At 32.9% G+C, this 18,859-nt stretch carries 15 protein-coding genes; 14 read left to right on the top strand and 1 reads right to left on the bottom strand.

Translation table 11 applies throughout. The annotated features are described in order from the left end of the window. Window positions 1-2 precede the first annotated feature (2 nt). From C7954_RS05435 to hslO, 6 genes are all read left to right on the top strand, one after another. On the top strand, window positions 3-2,210 hold the full coding sequence (locus C7954_RS05435) for an ATP-dependent helicase (protein WP_134059016.1): 2,208 nt from the start codon (window positions 3-5) through the stop codon (window positions 2,208-2,210). Next, window positions 2,211-3,008, top strand: a complete 798-nt coding sequence (locus C7954_RS05430; protein WP_089655151.1) for a PD-(D/E)XK nuclease family protein — start codon at window positions 2,211-2,213, stop codon at window positions 3,006-3,008. 304 nt (window positions 3,009-3,312) lie between these two features. After that, window positions 3,313-5,610, top strand: coding sequence for a single-stranded-DNA-specific exonuclease RecJ (recJ, locus tag C7954_RS05425; RefSeq protein WP_089655152.1), 2,298 nt, complete (start codon window positions 3,313-3,315; stop codon window positions 5,608-5,610). 51 nt (window positions 5,611-5,661) lie between these two features. Continuing rightward, complete coding sequence (locus C7954_RS05420; protein WP_243833650.1) at window positions 5,662-6,369, top strand: 2-phosphosulfolactate phosphatase; 708 nt, start codon at window positions 5,662-5,664, stop codon at window positions 6,367-6,369. Further along, a complete protein-coding gene (locus C7954_RS05415; RefSeq protein ID WP_089716067.1) occupies window positions 6,370-6,654 on the top strand; it encodes a hypothetical protein in 285 nt (94 codons plus the stop codon). Between the two features lie 96 nt (window positions 6,655-6,750). Further along, window positions 6,751-7,692 carry an Hsp33 family molecular chaperone HslO gene (gene hslO, locus C7954_RS05410; RefSeq protein WP_110300795.1) on the top strand — a complete coding sequence of 314 codons (942 nt, stop codon included), beginning with the start codon at window positions 6,751-6,753 and terminating at the stop codon, window positions 7,690-7,692. Between the two features lie 33 nt (window positions 7,693-7,725). Here the strand turns inward: hslO and hflX are convergent, their stop codons facing one another. After that, on the bottom strand, window positions 7,726-8,955 hold the full coding sequence (gene hflX, locus C7954_RS05405) for a GTPase HflX (protein ID WP_166667685.1): 1,230 nt from the start codon (window positions 8,953-8,955) through the stop codon (window positions 7,726-7,728). Between the two features lie 785 nt (window positions 8,956-9,740). Between hflX and C7954_RS05400 the strand changes: the two genes are divergently transcribed. The 8 genes from C7954_RS05400 (at window position 9,741) to C7954_RS05365 (ending at window position 18,836) form a co-directional block, all read left to right on the top strand. Then, window positions 9,741-10,184: a GIY-YIG nuclease family protein gene (locus tag C7954_RS05400; protein ID WP_110300794.1), complete on the top strand. Its 444-nt coding sequence runs from the start codon at window positions 9,741-9,743 to the stop codon at window positions 10,182-10,184. A gap of 30 nt (window positions 10,185-10,214) precedes the next feature. Then, window positions 10,215-12,362 (top strand): DNA helicase PcrA, encoded by a 2,148-nt coding sequence (gene pcrA / locus C7954_RS05395; protein WP_134059013.1) that lies wholly within the window; start codon window positions 10,215-10,217, stop codon window positions 12,360-12,362. 12 nt (window positions 12,363-12,374) lie between these two features. Beyond that, window positions 12,375-14,390: an NAD-dependent DNA ligase LigA gene (ligA, locus tag C7954_RS05390; RefSeq protein ID WP_134059010.1), complete on the top strand. Its 2,016-nt coding sequence runs from the start codon at window positions 12,375-12,377 to the stop codon at window positions 14,388-14,390. Between the two features lie 39 nt (window positions 14,391-14,429). Beyond that, a complete protein-coding gene (gene gatC / locus C7954_RS05385) occupies window positions 14,430-14,717 on the top strand; it encodes an Asp-tRNA(Asn)/Glu-tRNA(Gln) amidotransferase subunit GatC (protein WP_133505620.1) in 288 nt (95 codons plus the stop codon). Window positions 14,718-14,742: 25 nt separating this feature from the next. Continuing rightward, window positions 14,743-16,185 carry an Asp-tRNA(Asn)/Glu-tRNA(Gln) amidotransferase subunit GatA gene (gatA, locus tag C7954_RS05380; protein WP_133505619.1) on the top strand — a complete coding sequence of 481 codons (1,443 nt, stop codon included), beginning with the start codon at window positions 14,743-14,745 and terminating at the stop codon, window positions 16,183-16,185. Between the two features lie 21 nt (window positions 16,186-16,206). Next, complete coding sequence (gene gatB / locus C7954_RS05375; protein WP_134059008.1) at window positions 16,207-17,652, top strand: Asp-tRNA(Asn)/Glu-tRNA(Gln) amidotransferase subunit GatB; 1,446 nt, start codon at window positions 16,207-16,209, stop codon at window positions 17,650-17,652. 92 nt (window positions 17,653-17,744) lie between these two features. Then, window positions 17,745-18,368, top strand: a complete 624-nt coding sequence (locus C7954_RS05370; protein WP_243833649.1) for an NUDIX hydrolase — start codon at window positions 17,745-17,747, stop codon at window positions 18,366-18,368. 138 nt (window positions 18,369-18,506) lie between these two features. After that, on the top strand, window positions 18,507-18,836 hold the full coding sequence (locus C7954_RS05365; protein ID WP_073156938.1) for an ArsR/SmtB family transcription factor: 330 nt from the start codon (window positions 18,507-18,509) through the stop codon (window positions 18,834-18,836). Window positions 18,837-18,859: the final 23 nt, after the last annotated feature.

The following is an 18,859-nucleotide window of genomic DNA, read 5'->3' as shown; positions in this document are numbered from 1 at the left end:
TAATGAATTTTAAACCGAGATCTGGACAGAAAGAAGTTTTAGAATATCAAGGTGGACAGCTTGCTGTACCTGCTGTTCCAGGAGCAGGTAAGACAACAGTTCTTGCACATCTTGCAGCAGAGCTGATTGAGAAAAAATTAAATAATAATCAAAAAATATTAATAGTAACCTATATGAATTCTGCTGTAGCAAATTTCCGTAAAAGAATTGGAGATTTTTTGGCAGAAAAAGGTTTACCCCGCAGTAGGGGTTATAGTGTTAAAACTCTACATTCTCTTGCTCTTGGCATTATTAAAGAAAAACCTGAGTCAAGATTAATTAATCAAGATTTTCAATTAATTGAATCAGGTAAGCGTTATCGCTGGATAAAAGATTTATGCCGCAGATGGGCAGGAGAAAATAATAAACTGCTCCAGCATTTTTTCAATTTAGAAAAAAACAGTTATAAATTTGAAAAATATCTAAAAAAATGGGAAGAGGAAGATTTTCCAGCTTTTGTAGGTTCTATGATTTCATATTTCAAGCTTAAGCTTTTAAATGGGGAAGAATTAAAAAATATGGTTAAATATTCGGATCTTAAATCTGCAAATATTTTAACGCCAGCAGTAGATATTTTTTCTGAGTATGAATTTAAAATGGCTCAAGCTGGACTTTTAGATTTTGATGATCTTGTTCAGCAGAGCTTAAAATTATTAAAAGAAGACGCTGATTTTGCTGAGCGTATTGCTTCTCAGTATGCATATGTTTTTGAAGATGAAGCACAGGATTCTAATCAAGCTCAAGAGGAAATGCTTTATTTACTTACAGGTGATAATAATAATTTAGTTCGAGTTGGGGACAGCAACCAGGCGATTACAGGAACTTTTACTCTTTCTGATCCAGAAATATTTCGTAGTTACTGTAAAAAAGAAGAGGTTGAGGTAGAAACTATGGCTGTTTCCAGCCGCAGCAGCCAGGATATTATTGATTTAGCTAATTACCTTATTGACTGGAGTCAGGAAGAATTTTCCGAAAGAGAAATTGAGCCTTTAGAATCTAAATATATAAAAGCAGTTTCTAAAGATGATCCAGCGCCTAATCCTCAGCCGAAAGGGTATAGAATTGGGAGTCGTGCTTTTAAAACTTGGAAAACAGAAAAAAAATTTATAGCTCGCCAGGCTCTGCGTAAAGCCAATGAAAATACTAAAGCAACTACAGCAGTGTTAATGCCTACAGGGTGGCAGTTAGAAGAAATTGCCAGAGAAATAAATAGTTTGGGGGGAGAGTTCCAGCTTGCTGGCAGCAGCTCGAGAAATGCTTTTTTAACAGAAATAGAGATAGTATTAAAATTTTTAACCTCTCCTGCCTCAGAGGATAATTTAAAATTGGTTTTTGCTGAACTCTTTAGTAAAGAAAAGCCAGAATTGACACAGCTATTAGACACCAGCTTAGACAAAAATGAAAATCAAGAATTAATTTTTCCTCTATCAGGTTTAAATCGAGATAATTTTGAACTTGAATTTAGAAAAAAAGATGGTTTTGAAGATTTTTATAAGAGTTTACTGCAAATTCAAGGGTGGCTTCAGGCTTCGATGGAATTACCACCAGATGAGTTGGTATTGTTTTTAGCTGAAAGAATCGGACTTACAGGTAAAAAACTGGCTTTAGCTCAAAATTTAGCCTTAGAATTCGGCAGACTTTTAAAAGATAATCCGGCCTGGCGCTTGGATCAATTAACAGCAGAACTTCCTGAAATAAGGGATCGAATTAAGCAATTTGCTGAAACTTTAACTGAAATGGAAGGTTTTGAAGCAAAACCAGATCAGGTAACTTTGTCTACTATTCATAAAGCTAAAGGTATGGAATGGGATACTGTTTTTATTGGCAGCCTGACATCAAGTCATTTTCAGCATGATAATGATGACTATTTTATGGGAGAAAAATTTTATCTAAATGAAGAAATAAAAAATCCAAAAGCTTCTGCTAGAGCAGAATTAGAATATATTTTGAATGAAAAAAAAGAAAGAAATGTAGATTATAAAGCAAGACAGGAACTGATAGCTGAAAGGGTACGTCTTTTATATGTGGGAATTACTAGAGCCCGCAGCAATCTTTTTTTAAGTACGCATTTAAAACATGGAAAATGGAAAAAGGATCCTGCATTTATTTTTAGTTCTTTAGATAAGTTTATCAATAATAGAAAAAAAGAAAAGCAGCAGGGAGCTGATTAAATGCCATTAAGCACGTTAAATGATCTTTATTTTTCTCAATCTGCTTTGGCAATTTTTAATAAATGTAGAAGGCGTTTTAAATATCGTTATTTAGACGGTTTATATTGGCCTGCTGAATGGGGGATGAATGAAGAAGTAAAAAAAGATCTTAAACAGGGAAAGCTTTTTCACCTATTAGCTGAAAGATATTATAGTGAAACTATGGGAGAAACTGTTCTAAATTCTAACCAACTGCTGCAGTCCTGGCTGAATAGATTAAAATCTTTTGCGGCAGCTAAAAATGTAGTTTCTGCAGAACAGGAATTGCGTTTTCAAAAGAATAATCTTAAATTACTGGCAAAATATGATCTTTTAAAATATGATTATGAAGGAAAGAAATTTATAATTTTTGACTGGAAAACTGATAAAAAAAGTTTGACTGAAAAAGATATTGAGAAGTCAATGCAGAGTCGTTTCTATTTATTTCTTTTATTTGAAGCTGGTTATAAATATTTTTTAAATCGATATGAATTAAAGAATATGCCTATACTAATTTATTGGAATCCTCGTTATCCAAAAGAAAAAGTGAAAATAGAATACAGTAAAGATGATTTTAAAAAGGATAAAAACTATTTTGAAATATTAATCAATGAAATTTTAAATGAAAATGAATTTTCATTAACTGATGACTTAAATAAATGTCGTTTTTGTGAATACAGACCAATTTGTAGAGGAAAAACTACTGAAAATAAAGAAATAATTGAGGATGATTTAAAATTAAATCTTGACTGGGACTCAGTAGAAGAAATGGAATTTTAAAAGCTACAAAAACAAGATTATAGTAATTATTTAATATGAGGTTAATTTTAAGAATAAATTTAAAAAAATTATTCAATAATTTATGTTTAAAAATCAAGATGATTATCAGCTTCGTTATATTTATCATACAAATCGACATAATAATGCTTTTTAATTGAACTTAATTTAGATCAATATGATGATCTTTTTAATAGTTGGGATGGGTCTGTGCTTGATCGTAAAGAACTTAAAGATAAAAAGAGAAGATATTTTAGATATCTTAATTCTGATATAATTTTTAAGTATAGAGATTGAGAGGTTAAAGATGAAAATAATTAAAGCGGAAGAATGTGAACCCTCAGCTGAATTGGTGGAATATTTAAAAAGCAAAAAACTCGCTTGTTTAGCAAAAAAAAGAGGCTTAGATACAAAAGATAAACTAATCCAGTTTTTAGAGATAGACAAATATATTCCCCTAAATTTAGATGATTTTCCAAAAATATATAAAATTGCTGATTTTATTTTACAGCATATCAAAAATGGCAGTAAAATTTTAATTTATGGAGATTATGATGTTGATGGAATCACATCAACTTCAATCCTATTTGGTGCTCTCAGTCAGCTGAGTGATCAAATTAATTATCATATTCCGGACCGATTTAAAGAAGGATATGGGCTTAATAAAAAAGTTTTGGCTGGGTATCAAGCTGAAATGGATTTAGTTATTAGCTGTGACTGTGGAATCAGCAACTACGACGAAGTGAAATTTGCAAAAGAAGCAGGTATGGATTTTGTTGTTACAGATCATCATGATTTACCAGATAAATTACCACCTGCTGATTATGTGATTTCTCCTAGATTATTACCAGAGGATCATCAGGGCTATTGGCTGCCTGGAGCTGGAATGGCATATTTTTTAATCAAAGCAATCTTTGAAAAAGCAGATAAAACGGGAGAAGAGGAAGACTATTTAGATTTATTATTACTAGCAATAATAGCAGATGTAGTACCATTAAAAGGAGAAAATCGTTATTTATTTAAAACAGGTTTAAAAAAATTACAATTTACAGAAAGAATTGGTTTAAAAGCTTTATATAATGAACTTGACATTAATCCTTTAGAGATAAACGAAAAAACACTTGGTTTTCAAATTGGTCCTCTACTGAATTCGGCCGGTAGAGTTGATAGTGCTGAAAAAGGATTGGAATTACTTTTAGCAGAAGACAAAAGTAAAGCTGCTGGTTTAGCTGCTGAATTAAGTCAAATAAATGATTATAGAAAAAAAATAAGTCAGCAAATTTATTTAGAACTTGAAAAAGAAATTAATCCTCAAAAAAGAAAGGCTTTAATCAGTTATAATTCTGATTGGCATCAAGGAGTAATTGGAATTGCAGCTGGAAGAGTAACTGAAAACTATCAGATCCCTGCAGTTTTAATGACATCTACTTTGGACGGAGAATTTATAACAGGTTCAGCGCGTTCAATAGAAGGTATTAATATTAATAATTTAATTTCTGAGTGTTCTGATCTTTTAGAGAAACATGGTGGTCATGCTGCAGCAGCAGGTTTTTCTTTAAAAAAAGATCGTTTAGAAAAATTTAAATTAAGGCTTCAGCGGCTTATTGATCAGGAACTAGATAAGCTTGAATCAGATTTTAAAATTAAAACAGATTTAAATTTAGAGCTTTGTCAAATTAATGAAGAATTTTATCAATCTTTACGACGCTTTGCGCCTTTTGGTGAGTCGAATCCAGAACCACTATTTTATTTGGAGGCAGATGTTATCAGCAGCCGTAAGATTTCTTCTGGCAGGCATAAACGACTTATTTTAAGCAGTGATGATAATCGAATAACTGCTCTTTGGTGGTGGAGTGGGGAAGTAGAAAATAATTACACTCAAAAAGCAGCCTGTAATTTAACTGAAAATAATTATAGAGGGAATAAAAATTTACAGCTTGTGCTTAAAGCTTTAAAGCCATTAAAAGAGAAAGCTAAAAACTTTCATTTTAAAAAAGAAAAGAAAAATTCAATAAAAATTATTGATTGGAGAGAAAAAAATATTTCTGAAATTCAAACTAGATCTGTCAATACTGTTTATTTTGCAGAGGGACTGCAGGAATATAATTTTTATCCACTTGTGAATCGAAATTATTATCGAAAAGCAGAAAAGTTAGTTTTAATTACATTACCATCTTCTCCTGCTGTTTTAAAAGAGGCTTTACTTTCAACTGCTGCAGAAAAGTTAATTTTAATAAATTCAAGAAATGATGTTATAACTTTTAATGATTTTATAAAAAAAGTATTGTCTTTATTAAAATACAGTCTAAAAAATAAAAATGGAATCTTTAATTTAGAAGAGGCAGCACTTGCTCTTGAGGTTGAAGAAATCACTATTAAACGAGCTCTAGATTTTCTAAGAGCAGAAGCATTTATAAGCTATGAATATATATCACACAGAGAAGTTTTAATCACTAAAAACGGAGAAAAAAATTTAGGGCAGGCAAATTTAAATAAAAAAAATTTAAAGAATCTTTTAAAAGAAAGCTCTGCTTTTAAAAGGTTTATTAAAAATAAAGATGCTGCTAAAATTGAGAATTTTATTAGTAATTTAGTGGCAAAATAAAAAAGCTGATCTGCTTTATTTTTAAAAATTCAATTAAAGCAAAGTAGGAGAGTGATAAAAATTAAAATAAAAAATTTAAAATTACTAACAGGAGCAAAAAAAGCAGAAGGATTAACAGTTATTGTTGATGTTTTTAGAGCTTATACAACTGCTGCTTATCTTTTCAGTAGTAAGGCGGATAAAATTTATATAGTTAGTAAAATTGAAACAGCTAAAAAATTAAAAAGAAAATTGAATTCACCAGTTTTAATTGGAGAAAGAAAAGGAATAAAAATTGCAGAATTTGATTATAATAATTCACCTTACTTTATTTCTCAAAACGATTTTTCTGGTAAAGAAATAGTTTTAAGTACCAGTGCAGGAACTAAAGGTATAATTGCAGCTAAAAATGCAGAAGAAATTATTGCAGGTAGTTTTGTTAATATCAATGCTGCAGCAGAATATATTAAAAATAAAAGGCCGGAATTACTTTCAATTGTAGCAATGGGTAATAATGGAACAGCTGAGGCTGAAGAAGATAATCTATATATGCAGGAATTAAATAAACTTTTAATTGGAAATAGTATTTTGAGTGAAGCTGAAATCAAAGATAAACTTCGAAGTCCAGCTGGAGACAGATTTTTTGTGGAATCAGCTCAATCGGAGATGCCAAAAGAAGATTTTGAGTATTCTTTAAAGATCAATTGTTTTAATTTTGTCATCAGAGCTGTAAAAATAGCAGAGGACATTTATCAATTAAAAAAGAAAGAGGTGAATTAAGTGCAAAAGCTTTTAATTACTGTAATTATTATTTTAATTATTTTAATTTCTGCAGCTATTACTAATCCTACCCGGGAAGAATTTATTAATTGGGGTGTTGCCGAAATAAAATCAGAAGCAGAAACTGATATTGAAAGAATTTTTGGAGGAGCAGTTGCAGCACCTATGTTGGAACTGCAAACAAAAGCAGATGATTTTGTATTTTTTACAATTTTTGTTCTAGAAAAATCAGATAGTGAAGTTAAATACCTGGGAATTTTCAATAATTTTTTTGCTTTAAATTAAAATAATTTGACTTTAGAACTCAGTTTAATAAAATAATGTATGAGTAAATGAGTGGAATTTAATTTTGATATAATTTAAGTTGGAGGAGATTATACAATGAAAGATTATTTAATTAGGGTAATAACAACTAATAAAGAAATTAGAGCTCTAGCAGTTAAATCTACTGATATTGTCAAAGAAGCTCAGGAAAGACATCAAACTACACCTGTTGCAACTGCAGCTTTAGGTAGAGTGATCACAGGGGCTTTATTGACTGGTTCTTTGGTTAAGTCTGGAGATGAAGTTGTTTTAAAAATAGAGGGTACAGGACCTGCAGGCAAAATTGTTGCAGACGCAAATCAAAAAGGGGAAGTACGCGGCTATATTGAAAATCCAAATTTGGATTTATATCAGACCGATTCTGGTAAGCTTGATGTAGCAAAAGCTGTTGGCGCGGGTGAACTCTCACTGACAAAAATCATGAAAATGAAAGAACCCTATACAGGCAGTGTTCCTTTAGTCTCAGGTGAAATCGGTGAGGATTTAACTTATTATTTTACTGCATCAGAACAGGTTCCATCTGCAGTAGGATTAGGTGTTCTGGTTGATACTGATCTTAGTGTTAAAGCTGCTGGAGGATTTATTATTCAGTTATTGCCTGATGCTTCTGAAGAAACCATCCAAATGCTGGAATATAATTTAACAAAAGTAAAATCTGTCAGTAAATTAATTGAATCCGGTATGACTCCAGAAGAATTGTTAGAGGAACTTTTAGGAGATATGGATTATAGAATTATGGCTCGTAAAGATGTTGAATTTAAATGCAGATGTAGTAGAGAAAGAAGTTTTGAGTTAATAGCCGGCCTGGGCAAAGAAGAAATTGAATCAACTTTAGCTGAACAGGGAGAAATAGAAGTTCGCTGTCATTTCTGTAACAATACTTATACTTTTGAAAAAGAAGATGTAGAAACTATTATATCTGAGCTAGAGATAGAAGAAAATGAAATACCAGAGGTTAATACTGAGGAAATAATATTTGAAAAAGAAAATAATAAATAAAACTAAATAATAATCAAAATAAACCGCAGAGGATTAACTTTCTCTGCGGTACTTTTTTAATTTTGAAGCTGTTTTTTTAGGTATTAAAACTTTTAGATATATATTGTTTTTTTGATATTTTTCTTCATAAACTTTAGCTGTATTATGAATCTTTTCTATCCATTTGGCTTCAGAGTAAGGAAGATCAAGTTCCATTTCAATCATTTCATTACTAATAATTTCATTTAATTTATTAATTACAGTATCGATATTAATTTCTTTTAAAGCAGAAATGAAAAGGGAATCAGGATAAATTATTTTCAAATCATTAAGTTTAGATTGTTCAATTAAATCAATTTTATTGAATACTTTAATTATTTTACAGCTCGGATCTACAAGTTCGTTAATTTCTTTATTTACGATTCTCATGTTTTTTTCCATTTCAGAATTTGAAGCATCAATTAGATGAAGAATTATATCAGCATTTTCAACTTCTTCTAAAGTGGTTCTAAAAGAAGCAATTAACTGGTGGGGTAGTTTATTAATAAATCCAACAGTATCACTTAAAATAATATTTTGTCCTACTGGCAGTTGAAGTTGTCGCATTGTAGAATCTAAAGTAGCAAATAATTTATCGGCTGTATGGCTTCCAGCTCCAGTTAGTTTGTTCATCAGAGTTGACTTTCCAGCATTTGTATAACCCACAAGTGCTGCAATTGGGTCTTGACGGCTGCTTCGTTGAACTTCTCGACTCGCCTTTATCTCTTTTAAATTTTCTTTAAGGCGATAAATTTTCTTTTCAATGCGGCGTCGATCAACCTCAAGTTTTGTCTCACCAGGACCTCTGGTGCCAATCCCACCTGCTAGTCTTGACATTTCTATACCTCGTCCCTGTAACCGTGGAAGACGATATTCTAATTGAGCTAATTCGACCTGGATTTTACTTTCGCGGCTGTGGGCATGCCTGGCAAAAATATCTAAGATAACCTGGGCTCGATCTATAACTTTAATCTCAATCTTATCTTCCAAATTACGCTGCTGAACAGGGGAAAGTTCATTATCGAAAACGATTAAATTAGCAGCAACTGTTTCTGCAGCCTCTTTAATTTCTTTTACCTTACCACTGCCGATATAATAAGCGGGATCAATTTTGCGGTCATGATAAGTCATTTTTAAAATAGTTTTAGCACCTGCAGTCTCAATAAGCAGCTGGAGTTCTTTTAATTCTCCCTCATTTAAACCAACTAAAACTGCTTTTTCCTGCATTTCTTGTATTTGATACATATTATTATTTTCATTAATTTCAAATTTATTATTAATATTATCATCTCCTAAATTTAAGTCTTAAGAATTAATACTTATTGATTAGTTCTTATTTATATTATAACATTTTTTTAAAGAATCTAAAATCAATAAATTATTATTTAACGATTTAGTAAAAATAAAGATTAATTGATTTTAGTAAGTAAAAATAGGATATAACAGAGTATAAAGAAGCTAATCAAATTTTAAAAGAAAATAAAATGTGAAATCAAACACTTTACTGTTTGAAATAATAAGATTATTATGTTATTCTATGAGTACAAGATATAATTTAAATATTTACTTAGATGTGTAAATAATTTTTTGTAAATTCATGTTACTTTATTCACAAAATAATAAAATTTTCATTTATTGGTAAAGTTGAAAAGAAAAAATGCTAAAATTAATAAAATAAGTAGACCTCTAAATTTAAATTATTAATAGAGGTTTATAATAAATTTGCCCAAATGCTAAAATATACTCTATGCAAAAAGATGCTCTCCCCTGAGCATCTTTTTGTCATTCTTAGGTACTCAAAATTGGGTTATTTTTTATTTACTAACCACAGATAAGGGTATTGAGTGGTTATTTCTTATCTTTAGTAATTGATGTTCTATTCGATATAGTTATGGCATTAAGTGAAAAAATTGATAAAAACTAATAAATGTATTATAATTGAGATGCTGGGATACCGGCATTTTTTCTGTTAAATATGCAGGAGAATGTTGATTAAATCCAGAATATGACTATTTAGTGGAGTGATTTAGATGCAGAACTACCCTGATGGTGGAGTTTATATTTTAAAAATAAAATTAGAAAAGAAAATAGAAATTAAGATTGGAGCTTTGGGGAAAAAGATTTTTCCTCCCGGATATTACTTTTATGCAGGAACAGCTCAGCGCAATCTTAAGGCAAGAATTGATCGTCATTACAGTTCTGATAAAAATTATCACTGGCATATAGATTATTTTTTAGCTGAAGCAGATATAGAAAGTGATTTTGTTTTTGAACTGCCGGGGGCGGGAGAATGTTTTCTAGCCCGGATTTTAATAGATAATGGTGGAAAAACTTTGATTGATGGTTTTGGTGCCAGTGACTGCAGCTGCAGCAGTCATTTAATATATTTTTCAGCAGCGGTAGGCAATAAGATTGTAGAGGAATTAATAAAAAACAGAAATTTGGAAAAAGATTTTAATGAATTTAGTAAATAAAAAAATAATTTTAAATAAGGAAGTGGTTCGGTGGAAGATAGTGAAATACTGAAAAATCTTAATCAGGCTCAAAAAGAAGCTGTAAAACATCATCAGGGACCGGAACTGGTACTTGCGGGTGCCGGCAGTGGTAAAACAAGGGTTTTAACCAGAAGAATTGGTTATTTAATCAATCATTACGGAGTCTCCCCTTATAATATTTTGGCTGTTACTTTTACCAACAAGGCAGCAAATGAGATGAAGGAAAGAGTAAAAGAGATGGTTGGTGGGGTAAACAGCAGTCTCTGGGTTAGTACTTTTCATTCTTTTTGTGTACGAATTCTGCGTCGGGAGGCTGAAAAACTGGGCTATAATAAAAATTTTGTTATTTTTGACAGCCTTGACCAACGGAAACTTGTGAAAGAGGTTTTGAAGTCAAAAAATCTTGATCCTAAAAAAATAAAACCAAGATCAGTTTTAAATAAAATTTCAAGTGCTAAAAATGAATTAAAAACGCCAGAACAGATGAGTTCACTCTCAGGCAGTTTTTTTGATAAGACCGCTGCTGATATTTATGAAGAATATCAAAAACGACTTAAAGAAAATAATGCGATGGATTTTGATGACTTAATTCAGCAGACAGTAAGACTTTTTAAAGAATTCCCACTGGTTTTAGAGCACTATCAGGAGCGATTTGAGTATATTCTGGTTGATGAGTATCAGGATGTTAATCATGCTCAATATCAGCTGGTGAATTTGCTGGCAGAGCGCTACCGTAATATTTGTGTTGTGGGTGATCCTGATCAGGGGATTTATGGTTTTAGAGGTGCAGATATCCGAAATATCTTAAACTTTGAAGACGATTATCCTGACGTTAAAACTATTCGTTTGGAGCAGAATTATCGTTCTAAAGGAAATATCTTAAAAGCAGCACAGTCTGTAATTAAAAACAATTCTTCTCGGAAGGAGAAGGAACTTTGGACAGATCAGGGTGAGGGTCCTAAACTGAAACTTTATGAAGCAAAAGATGAGAAAGAAGAAGCAGACTTTGTCTGCCGAACAGCTAAAGAACTGACTAAAAAAGAAGAACTTACTTTTGATGATCTGGCTGTTCTTTATCGGACTAATTCTCAGTCCCGTGCTTTTGAAGATATGCTGATGAAATATGGAATACCGTACCAAATTGTTGGAGGAGTTCGTTTTTATGAGCGGATGGAAATCAAAGATATTATGGCTTATCTAAGGTTAATCTATAATCCAGCCGATGATATTAGTTTTTTAAGGATAATAAATCGGCCTAAAAGAGGTATTGGTGCTGGAACTCTGGGCAAAGTTCAAGATTTTGCAGAGGCAGAGGGATTAAATTTATATGAAGCTGCTTTAAAATCTAAAGCCAATCCTGCTTTGAGTGGAACTTACGCTAAGAGAGTACTTCACTTTACAGAAATTATCGAAAAATTGAGATCAGAAAAGGATGAAATTGCTTTAGCAAGACTGACTGAAAAACTTTTAGATAAAAGTGGATATCGACACAATTTAGAAGAAGAAAAAACTGCTGAAGCTGAAAATAGATTGGAGAATATTGAAGAATTATTTTCGGTTATCAACGAATATATGAAAAATAGTGATAATAATACACTGGCCGGATTTTTGGAAGAAGTAACTCTAATGTCAGATATTGATTCAATGGATGAAAAGCAGAGTTCAGTTACCTTAATGACTATTCATTCAGCTAAGGGATTAGAATTTCCAGTTGTCTTTTTAGTTGGAATGGAGGAAGGTATTTTTCCTCATTCTAATTCAATGTTTGAACAAAAAGGAATGGAAGAAGAAAGACGCCTCTGCTATGTTGGAATGACTCGGGCTGAAGAAAGATTATATTTAAGCAGGGCTCAGGTCAGGCTCCGTTTTGGAGAGAGAAAGATGAATCCTCCTTCTCAATTTATTGAAGAAATTCCTGAAGAACTTTTAGCTGGGACAGCTGATAAACGTTCTGAAATGGCAGAGGAAGAAAAGTTGATTCATTCTGACAACTCTGGAACTGAATATGCTATTGGACAGAGAATTGTTCATCCTCGCTGGGGAATTGGTACTATATTATCAATAAGAGGCGATAAAAATCCAGAATTAAAGATTGCCTTTGAACAGGGCAAAACTAGAAATTTATTGGCGGAATTTGCGCCAATTCAAAAAGTATAGGTAGGTGTAAAGATGGCTAAACTGACAAAAGAAAAAGCTGAAAAAAAGATAAAAGCATTAAGGGAAAAGATTAGAGAACATGAATATAAGTATTTTGTCTTAGATGATCCTTCAATTTCTGATGCTGAGTTTGATCAATTAATGCAGAAATTAATTAAATTGGAAAATGAATTTCCAGAGTTAGTAACAGAGGATTCCCCTACTCAGAGAGTCGGAGGGGAGGTTCTGGATGAGTTTAAAAAAGTAGAGCATTCTTCTACAATGCTCAGTCTGGATAATGCTTTTGGGGCAGGAGAATTAAGAGATTTTGATAAAAGAATACAAAAAAACCTTGATGGTGAAGACTATCAGTATGTTGTTGAACATAAAATTGATGGGCTTTCAGCAGTAATGCGCTACAGTGGCGGCAGTTTTGAACTTGGTGCTACTCGCGGTAACGGCGAAGTGGGTGAGGACATCACCAAAAACATGAAAACTATTCGTTCTCTTCCCTTAAAAATTGAAGAAGAAGCTGAACTGGAACTCAGAGGAGAAATTTATTTACCTAAAAGTGAATTTAAGCGTTTAAATGAAGAAAGGTTAAAAAATGATAAATCACCTTTTGCTAATCCCCGCAATGCTGCTGCTGGATCAGTTAGACAGCTGGATAGTAAGATTGCCGCAGAAAGAAGTTTATCAATTTTAATCTATGATTTAATTTCTCATTCAGGCAGAGAATTTGAAACCCATTTAGAGGTTTTTTCTTATTTAAAAGAACAGGGTTTTAAGGTTAACTGGCATCAGTCTGCTGCTGAGATAGAAGCTGTAATCGAAATTTGTGAGCAGTGGCAGAAAGAAAGAGAAAGTCTTGATTTTGAAATTGATGGTCTGGTCATTAAAATTAATAATTTGGCTTTAAGAGAAAAATTGGGTACAACTGCCAGATCACCGCGCTGGGCAGTTGCTTATAAATTTCCTGCCCAGCAGAAAACAACCAGAATTAAGGATATAGAAATTTCTCTTGGTCGTACAGGAGCCTTGACCCCAACTGCTATTTTAGAACCGGTAGAACTTGCTGGCTCAACTGTCAGCAGAGCTACTCTGCACAACGAAGATGAAATTAAAAGAAAAGATATCCGGATTGGTGATACTGCTCTGGTGCAGAAAGCAGGAGATGTTATTCCTGAGGTAGTAAAAATAATTAAAGAAGACCGAGATGGCAGTGAAAAAGAATTCAAGATGCCTGGTAAGTGTCCTGTTTGTGGTGGGGAAGTGATTAGAGCTGAAGGTGAGGCTGTTACCCGCTGTACTAACATCAGCTGTCCAGCTCAGCGAAAAGAAAGCATACTTCATTTTGTATCTAGAGATGCCATGAACATTGATGGAGTGGGACCTGCTTTAATTGAACAGCTGCTTGATAATAATCTTATTGAAGATTATGCTGATTTATATTTTCTTAAACAATCTCATTTAAAAGATTTAGACAGAATGGGAGAAAAGTCTTCAAAAAATGTTATTGAAGCAATTAAAAATAGTAAAGATCGTGAATTTTTCCGAGTTCTTTATGCTTTAGGTATCAGGCATGTAGGTATTGGTGCAGCTAGAATTTTAGCTGAAAACTTTGATTCAATAGAAGAAATCAAAAATGTTTCAGCTGCAGAACTGGAAGCAATTGATGAAATTGGACCTGTGATTGCAGAAAGCATAGTCGGTTTTTTTCAGGAAAGACATAATAGGGATCTTTTAAGTCGACTAGAACAGGCAGGAATCAGACTGGAAAAAGAAAAAGATCAGGAAAATGAGAAGTTTTTAGATGGTCTAAAATTTGTTTTTACAGGATCACTTAACAATTATACCCGTTCTGAAGTCACGGACCTGGTTGAAAAATTAGGAGGAAGAGCCGTCTCTTCAGTTAGTTCTAAAACAGATTATCTTGTTATTGGTGATAATCCTGGTTCTAAATTTGATAAAGCCCAAGAACTTGGAGTTGAAATTTTAAGTGAGGAAGATTTCAAAGAAATGATTGAGGAAAAATCATTAGTTGAATAAATTTAAGAGTAACTATCCTAAAAGTGAGGAGGAATTTAAATGATTGATAAAAAAGATGTTGAATATGCAGCCGGTCTGGCACACCTTAAGCTTGATGAAGAAGAAAAAGAAAAGTATACTGAACAGATTGGGGAAATTTTAGATTATGTAGATAAGCTGAGTGAGTTAGATACAGATGATGTTGTTCCAACAGCCTATACTGTACCTATGAAAAATGTTCTGCGTAAGGATGAGGTAAAAAAATCTCTACCACGCGAAAAATCACTGGCAAATGCACCAGATGAAAAAGATGGACAGTTTAGAGCTCCAAAAATTATGTCAGATTAAGCAGCTAAGGAGGTAAAATAATAAAATGAATATTTATGATCTAACAATACACGAATTAAAAGAAAAAATTTCTGCTGGGGAGCTAACTCCTGGCGAAATAAAAAAAGCTTTCGCAGATAGAATTAATGATGTAGAAGATAAAGTAAAGTCTTATATTACAGTGACTTATGAGCTGGCAGAAGCCCAACTAAAAGACTATGAGAACAAAAAAGAGAAAATGCTGGCTGGGATTCCAATTGCAGTTAAAGATAATATGTCAACTGATGGTATTAAAACTAGCTGTGCTTCCAAAATGCTGGAAAATTACAAACCACCATATAACGCCACAGTAGTCGAAAAATTAAATGAAGCTGGAGCGGTAATTTTAGGAAAAACAAATATGGATGAGTTTGCTATGGGATCTTCTACTGAAAACTCTGCTTTTTTTGTTACTCATAACCCCTGGAACTTAAATCATGCTCCTGGTGGATCGAGTGGAGGTTCAGCTGCAGCCGTTGCGGCCGGAGAGTGTGCAGCAGCTTTAGGTTCTGATACAGGTGGCTCGATCAGACAGCCTGCATCCTACTGTGGTGTAGTTGGTTTAAAACCTACCTATGGCATGGTTTCCCGTTATGGTTTAGTTGCTTTTGCTTCTTCTTTAGATCAAATTGGACCAATTACTAAAGATGTTGAAGATAGTGCAATTTTAATGAATGTAATTGCAGGTCATGATCCACAGGATTCGACTTCTATTGCAGGTAAAAAAGAGGATTATACTAAATATCTAAAAGAAGATGTAAGCGGGATGAAAATTGGAATTCCCGAAGAATATTTCAATTTGGAATTTGATGAAGAAGTTAAAGCCAGTGTCCTGGCAGCGGTGGAAAAATTAAAAGAAGTGGGTGCTGAAGTAGAAACAGTACATATGACAGATGCCTCTTATGCATTAGCAGCTTACTATGTAATAGCTCCAGCTGAGGCTAGTTCTAACCTGGCCCGCTATGATGGAGTTCGCTATGGACTTCGCAGTGAGCATGCTTCTGATGTTAATGAAATGTTTACAAATACTCGTCATGAGGGTTTTGGAGAAGAGGTTAAAAGAAGAATTATGATTGGTACTTATGCTTTAAGTTCAGGTTACTATGATGCCTACTATCTTAAGGCACAGAAGGTTAGAACCCTGATTAAAGATGATTTTGACCGTATCTTTAATGATTTTGATCTGATCCTAACTCCAACCGCGCCTTCAACAGCGATTGAACTGGAATCAAAAAGTGATCCTTTAGAAATGTACCATACAGATATCTTTACAGTACCAGTAAATATAGCTGGTGTACCTGCAATGTCTGTTCCCTGTGGTTTTGACAGCAGTGAGATGCCAATTGGTCTGCAGTTAATCGGACCCCATTTTGGTGAGGGGAAAATAATTCAGGCAGCTTATACCTTAGAGAAATTATTAAATATTAACGAAAAGAGAGCAGAACTATAAATCATTGAGAGAGGTGAAAAAATGACCACTAAATATGAAACAGTAATTGGACTTGAAGTCCATGTCCAGTTAAATACAGATTCCAAAATTTTCTGCGGCTGCAGTACAGAATTTGGAAAAGAGCCAAATGAAAATACATGTCCGGTCTGTCTGGGATTACCAGGGACTCTACCGGTTTTAAATAAAAAAGTAGTAGATTATGCAATTATGGCAGGACTTGCTTTAAATTGTGATATTGCAGAATACTCTAAGTTTGACCGTAAAAATTATTTCTATCCAGATTTACCTAAAGCCTATCAGATTTCTCAGTTTGACCTACCGATTGCAGAGAATGGTGAGATTGAAATAGAAACTGAAGCAGGGCTTTTCAACATTGGAGTGACCAGAGTTCATCTGGAAGAAGATGCAGGTAAGTTGATTCATGAGGGAAGTATTGATAAATCAAAGGGCAGTTTAGTAGATTACAATAGAACTGGAGTACCTCTGATCGAGATTGTAAGTGAACCGGATATGAGGACTCCAGCTCAAGCCAAAGCCTATTTAACAGAGTTAAAAATGATTATGGAATATCTTGATATTTCTGACTGCAATATGGAAGAAGGATCACTGCGCTGTGATGCAAATGTTTCACTGCGGCCTGTGGGTCAGGAAGAGTTTGGTATCAAAGCAGAGTTGAAGAATATGAACTCCTTTAGTGCTGTAGAAAAGGGTTTAGAATATGAGGTTAAAAGGCAGCAGGAATTACTTGACGAAGGAAAAAAAGTAGTTCAGGAAACAAGAACCTGGGATGAGTCTTTAAATAAGACAATTTCTATGCGCGGTAAGGAAGAAGCACATGATTACCGCTACTTCCCTGAGCCTGACTTAGTTCCTTTAGAAATTGATGCAGCCTGGAAAGAAGAAATGGGAAAAGAAATTCCAGAGCTGCCTAGAGAAAAATACAAACGCTTCATTTCCGAACTGGGGCTGCCTGAGTATGATGCAGGTGTTTTAACCGGAGATAAAGATCTGGCAGTTTTCTTTGAAGAAGTACTTTCTGATTATGATGATCCTAAAAATTTGAGCAACTGGATGATGGGAGAATTTTTGAGGTTATTAAATGAAAATGGTCAGGCTCCATTCGAATCTGGAGTTAGTCCAATTAATCTGGCGAAAATGCTAAAAATGATTGATCAGGATATTATCAGTGGTAAAATTGCTAAAAAAGTTTTTGAGAAAATGTACAATAGCGGCAGTGATCCGGAAACTATTGTCGAAGAGGAAGGATTAAAACAGATTAGTGATGAAGATGAATTAGAAAATATAGTTGATGGAATTATTGCAGATAATCCAGATGCTGTCGAAGATGTACAAAATGGTAAAGATAGGGCAATTGGATTTTTAGTAGGTCAGGTAATGAAAGAAACAAGAGGTAAAGCTAATCCTGGTCTTGTCAATCAGATGCTTAGAGATAAATTAATGGATTGATATTGAACTTGTATACTACAAAGTAATAAAAATGGCTGGCTGCTGAAACCTAATAATTTTAGCGGCTAGCTTAATAATAACTAATTTTAAGGATGATTTTTTTGAATCTTAAAGAAATAGAAGCTAAAATAAAAAATAGAATACCAGGTCCAACCAGGATTCAGCATTATTTTTCAGTTTTAATTCCTTTGATTAAAATTGATGGCGAAATACATCTGCTTTATGAAGTAAGATCACAAAATCTCAATTCACAGCCTGGTCAAATTTCTTTTCCTGGTGGACGAATTGAGAGAGGTGAAGAATTTTCTCAGGCAGCAGTAAGAGAATCTAGTGAAGAACTATTAATTCCTGAATCGAAAATTGAATTGATTGGAGAAACAGATTATTTAATTACTCCTTTTAATTTTATAATCTATGCTTTTGTTGGTAAAATTAATGTAGATTCTATAGAAGAAATTAAAGTTAATAATTATGAAGTAGAAGAGATTTTCACTGTGCCTCTAAAGTTTTTATTAAATAACCAGGCTGAAAAATATGCAGCTGTTTTAAAAAGTGAGTTTGATCAGGATTTTCCTTATCATCTTTTACCCCAGGGAGAAAGATATAATCCGCGCCAGGGAGATTATCAAATATATTTTTATCGTTATCAGGGTAGGGTAATTTGGGGAATTACTGCTGAAATAACTAAAACTTTTATTGATATCTTAAAACATTAGCTTGTTTTTCCTGTTTTTTTCTAGATAAAATTATTTATAAATAAATTTGTTAAATAATTCTTAAAATAGCTTGACATCGCATTCGATATATCGTATTATTTGAATAAAGCAATATAATTTAAGATTGGAGGTATGAAAATGCCTTTTTTTACAGGTGAAAAGGGAAAGGAAATTTTAGAAAGACATAGAGATATTTTGGAAGAAGAGTCAGAATTATTGAAGGCACTTGCTCATCCAATAAGGCTAATTATTGTTAAAGGTTTAATGGCCGAAGAAGGATGTAATGTTTCAGAAATGCAGCAGTGTTTAAATATTCCACAGTCAACACTATCACAGCATTTGGCCAAGTTAAGAGAAGCTGATATTTTAAATAGTGAAAGAAATGGTTTGGAAAGAAACTATTATGTTGTTAATAAAAAAGTTATGGATATAATAGAAGTACTTGCAGATTTTAAAGTAAACAAATAATTTAGGTTATTTGTTAAAATTAT

Origin of the sequence: Halanaerobium congolense (assembly GCF_004366375.1) — a bacterium.
Lineage (GTDB): Bacteria > Bacillota > Halanaerobiia > Halanaerobiales > Halanaerobiaceae > Halanaerobium > Halanaerobium congolense.
This window is presented reverse-complemented; position numbering and strand designations above follow the sequence as displayed.

Bases quoted from the DNA above. Each gene is read 5' to 3' on its own strand.
- hflX (WP_166667685.1), bottom strand. From the start codon at position 8,955: ATGTATCAAATACAAGAAATGCAGGAAAAAGCAGTTTTAGTTGGTTTA.
- gatB (WP_134059008.1), top strand. From the start codon at position 16,207: ATGACCACTAAATATGAAACAGTAATTGGACTTGAAGTCCATGTCCAG.
- recJ (WP_089655152.1), top strand. From the start codon at position 3,313: ATGAAAATAATTAAAGCGGAAGAATGTGAACCCTCAGCTGAATTGGTG.
- C7954_RS05370 (WP_243833649.1), top strand. From the start codon at position 17,745: ATGATTTTTTTGAATCTTAAAGAAATAGAAGCTAAAATAAAAAATAGA.
- C7954_RS05400 (WP_110300794.1), top strand. From the start codon at position 9,741: ATGCAGAACTACCCTGATGGTGGAGTTTATATTTTAAAAATAAAATTA.
- gatA (WP_133505619.1), top strand. From the start codon at position 14,743: ATGAATATTTATGATCTAACAATACACGAATTAAAAGAAAAAATTTCT.
- C7954_RS05365 (WP_073156938.1), top strand. From the start codon at position 18,507: ATGCCTTTTTTTACAGGTGAAAAGGGAAAGGAAATTTTAGAAAGACAT.
- C7954_RS05430 (WP_089655151.1), top strand. From the start codon at position 2,211: ATGCCATTAAGCACGTTAAATGATCTTTATTTTTCTCAATCTGCTTTG.
- gatC (WP_133505620.1), top strand. From the start codon at position 14,430: ATGATTGATAAAAAAGATGTTGAATATGCAGCCGGTCTGGCACACCTT.
- C7954_RS05435 (WP_134059016.1), top strand. From the start codon at position 3: ATGAATTTTAAACCGAGATCTGGACAGAAAGAAGTTTTAGAATATCAA.
- ligA (WP_134059010.1), top strand. From the start codon at position 12,375: ATGGCTAAACTGACAAAAGAAAAAGCTGAAAAAAAGATAAAAGCATTA.
- hslO (WP_110300795.1), top strand. From the start codon at position 6,751: ATGAAAGATTATTTAATTAGGGTAATAACAACTAATAAAGAAATTAGA.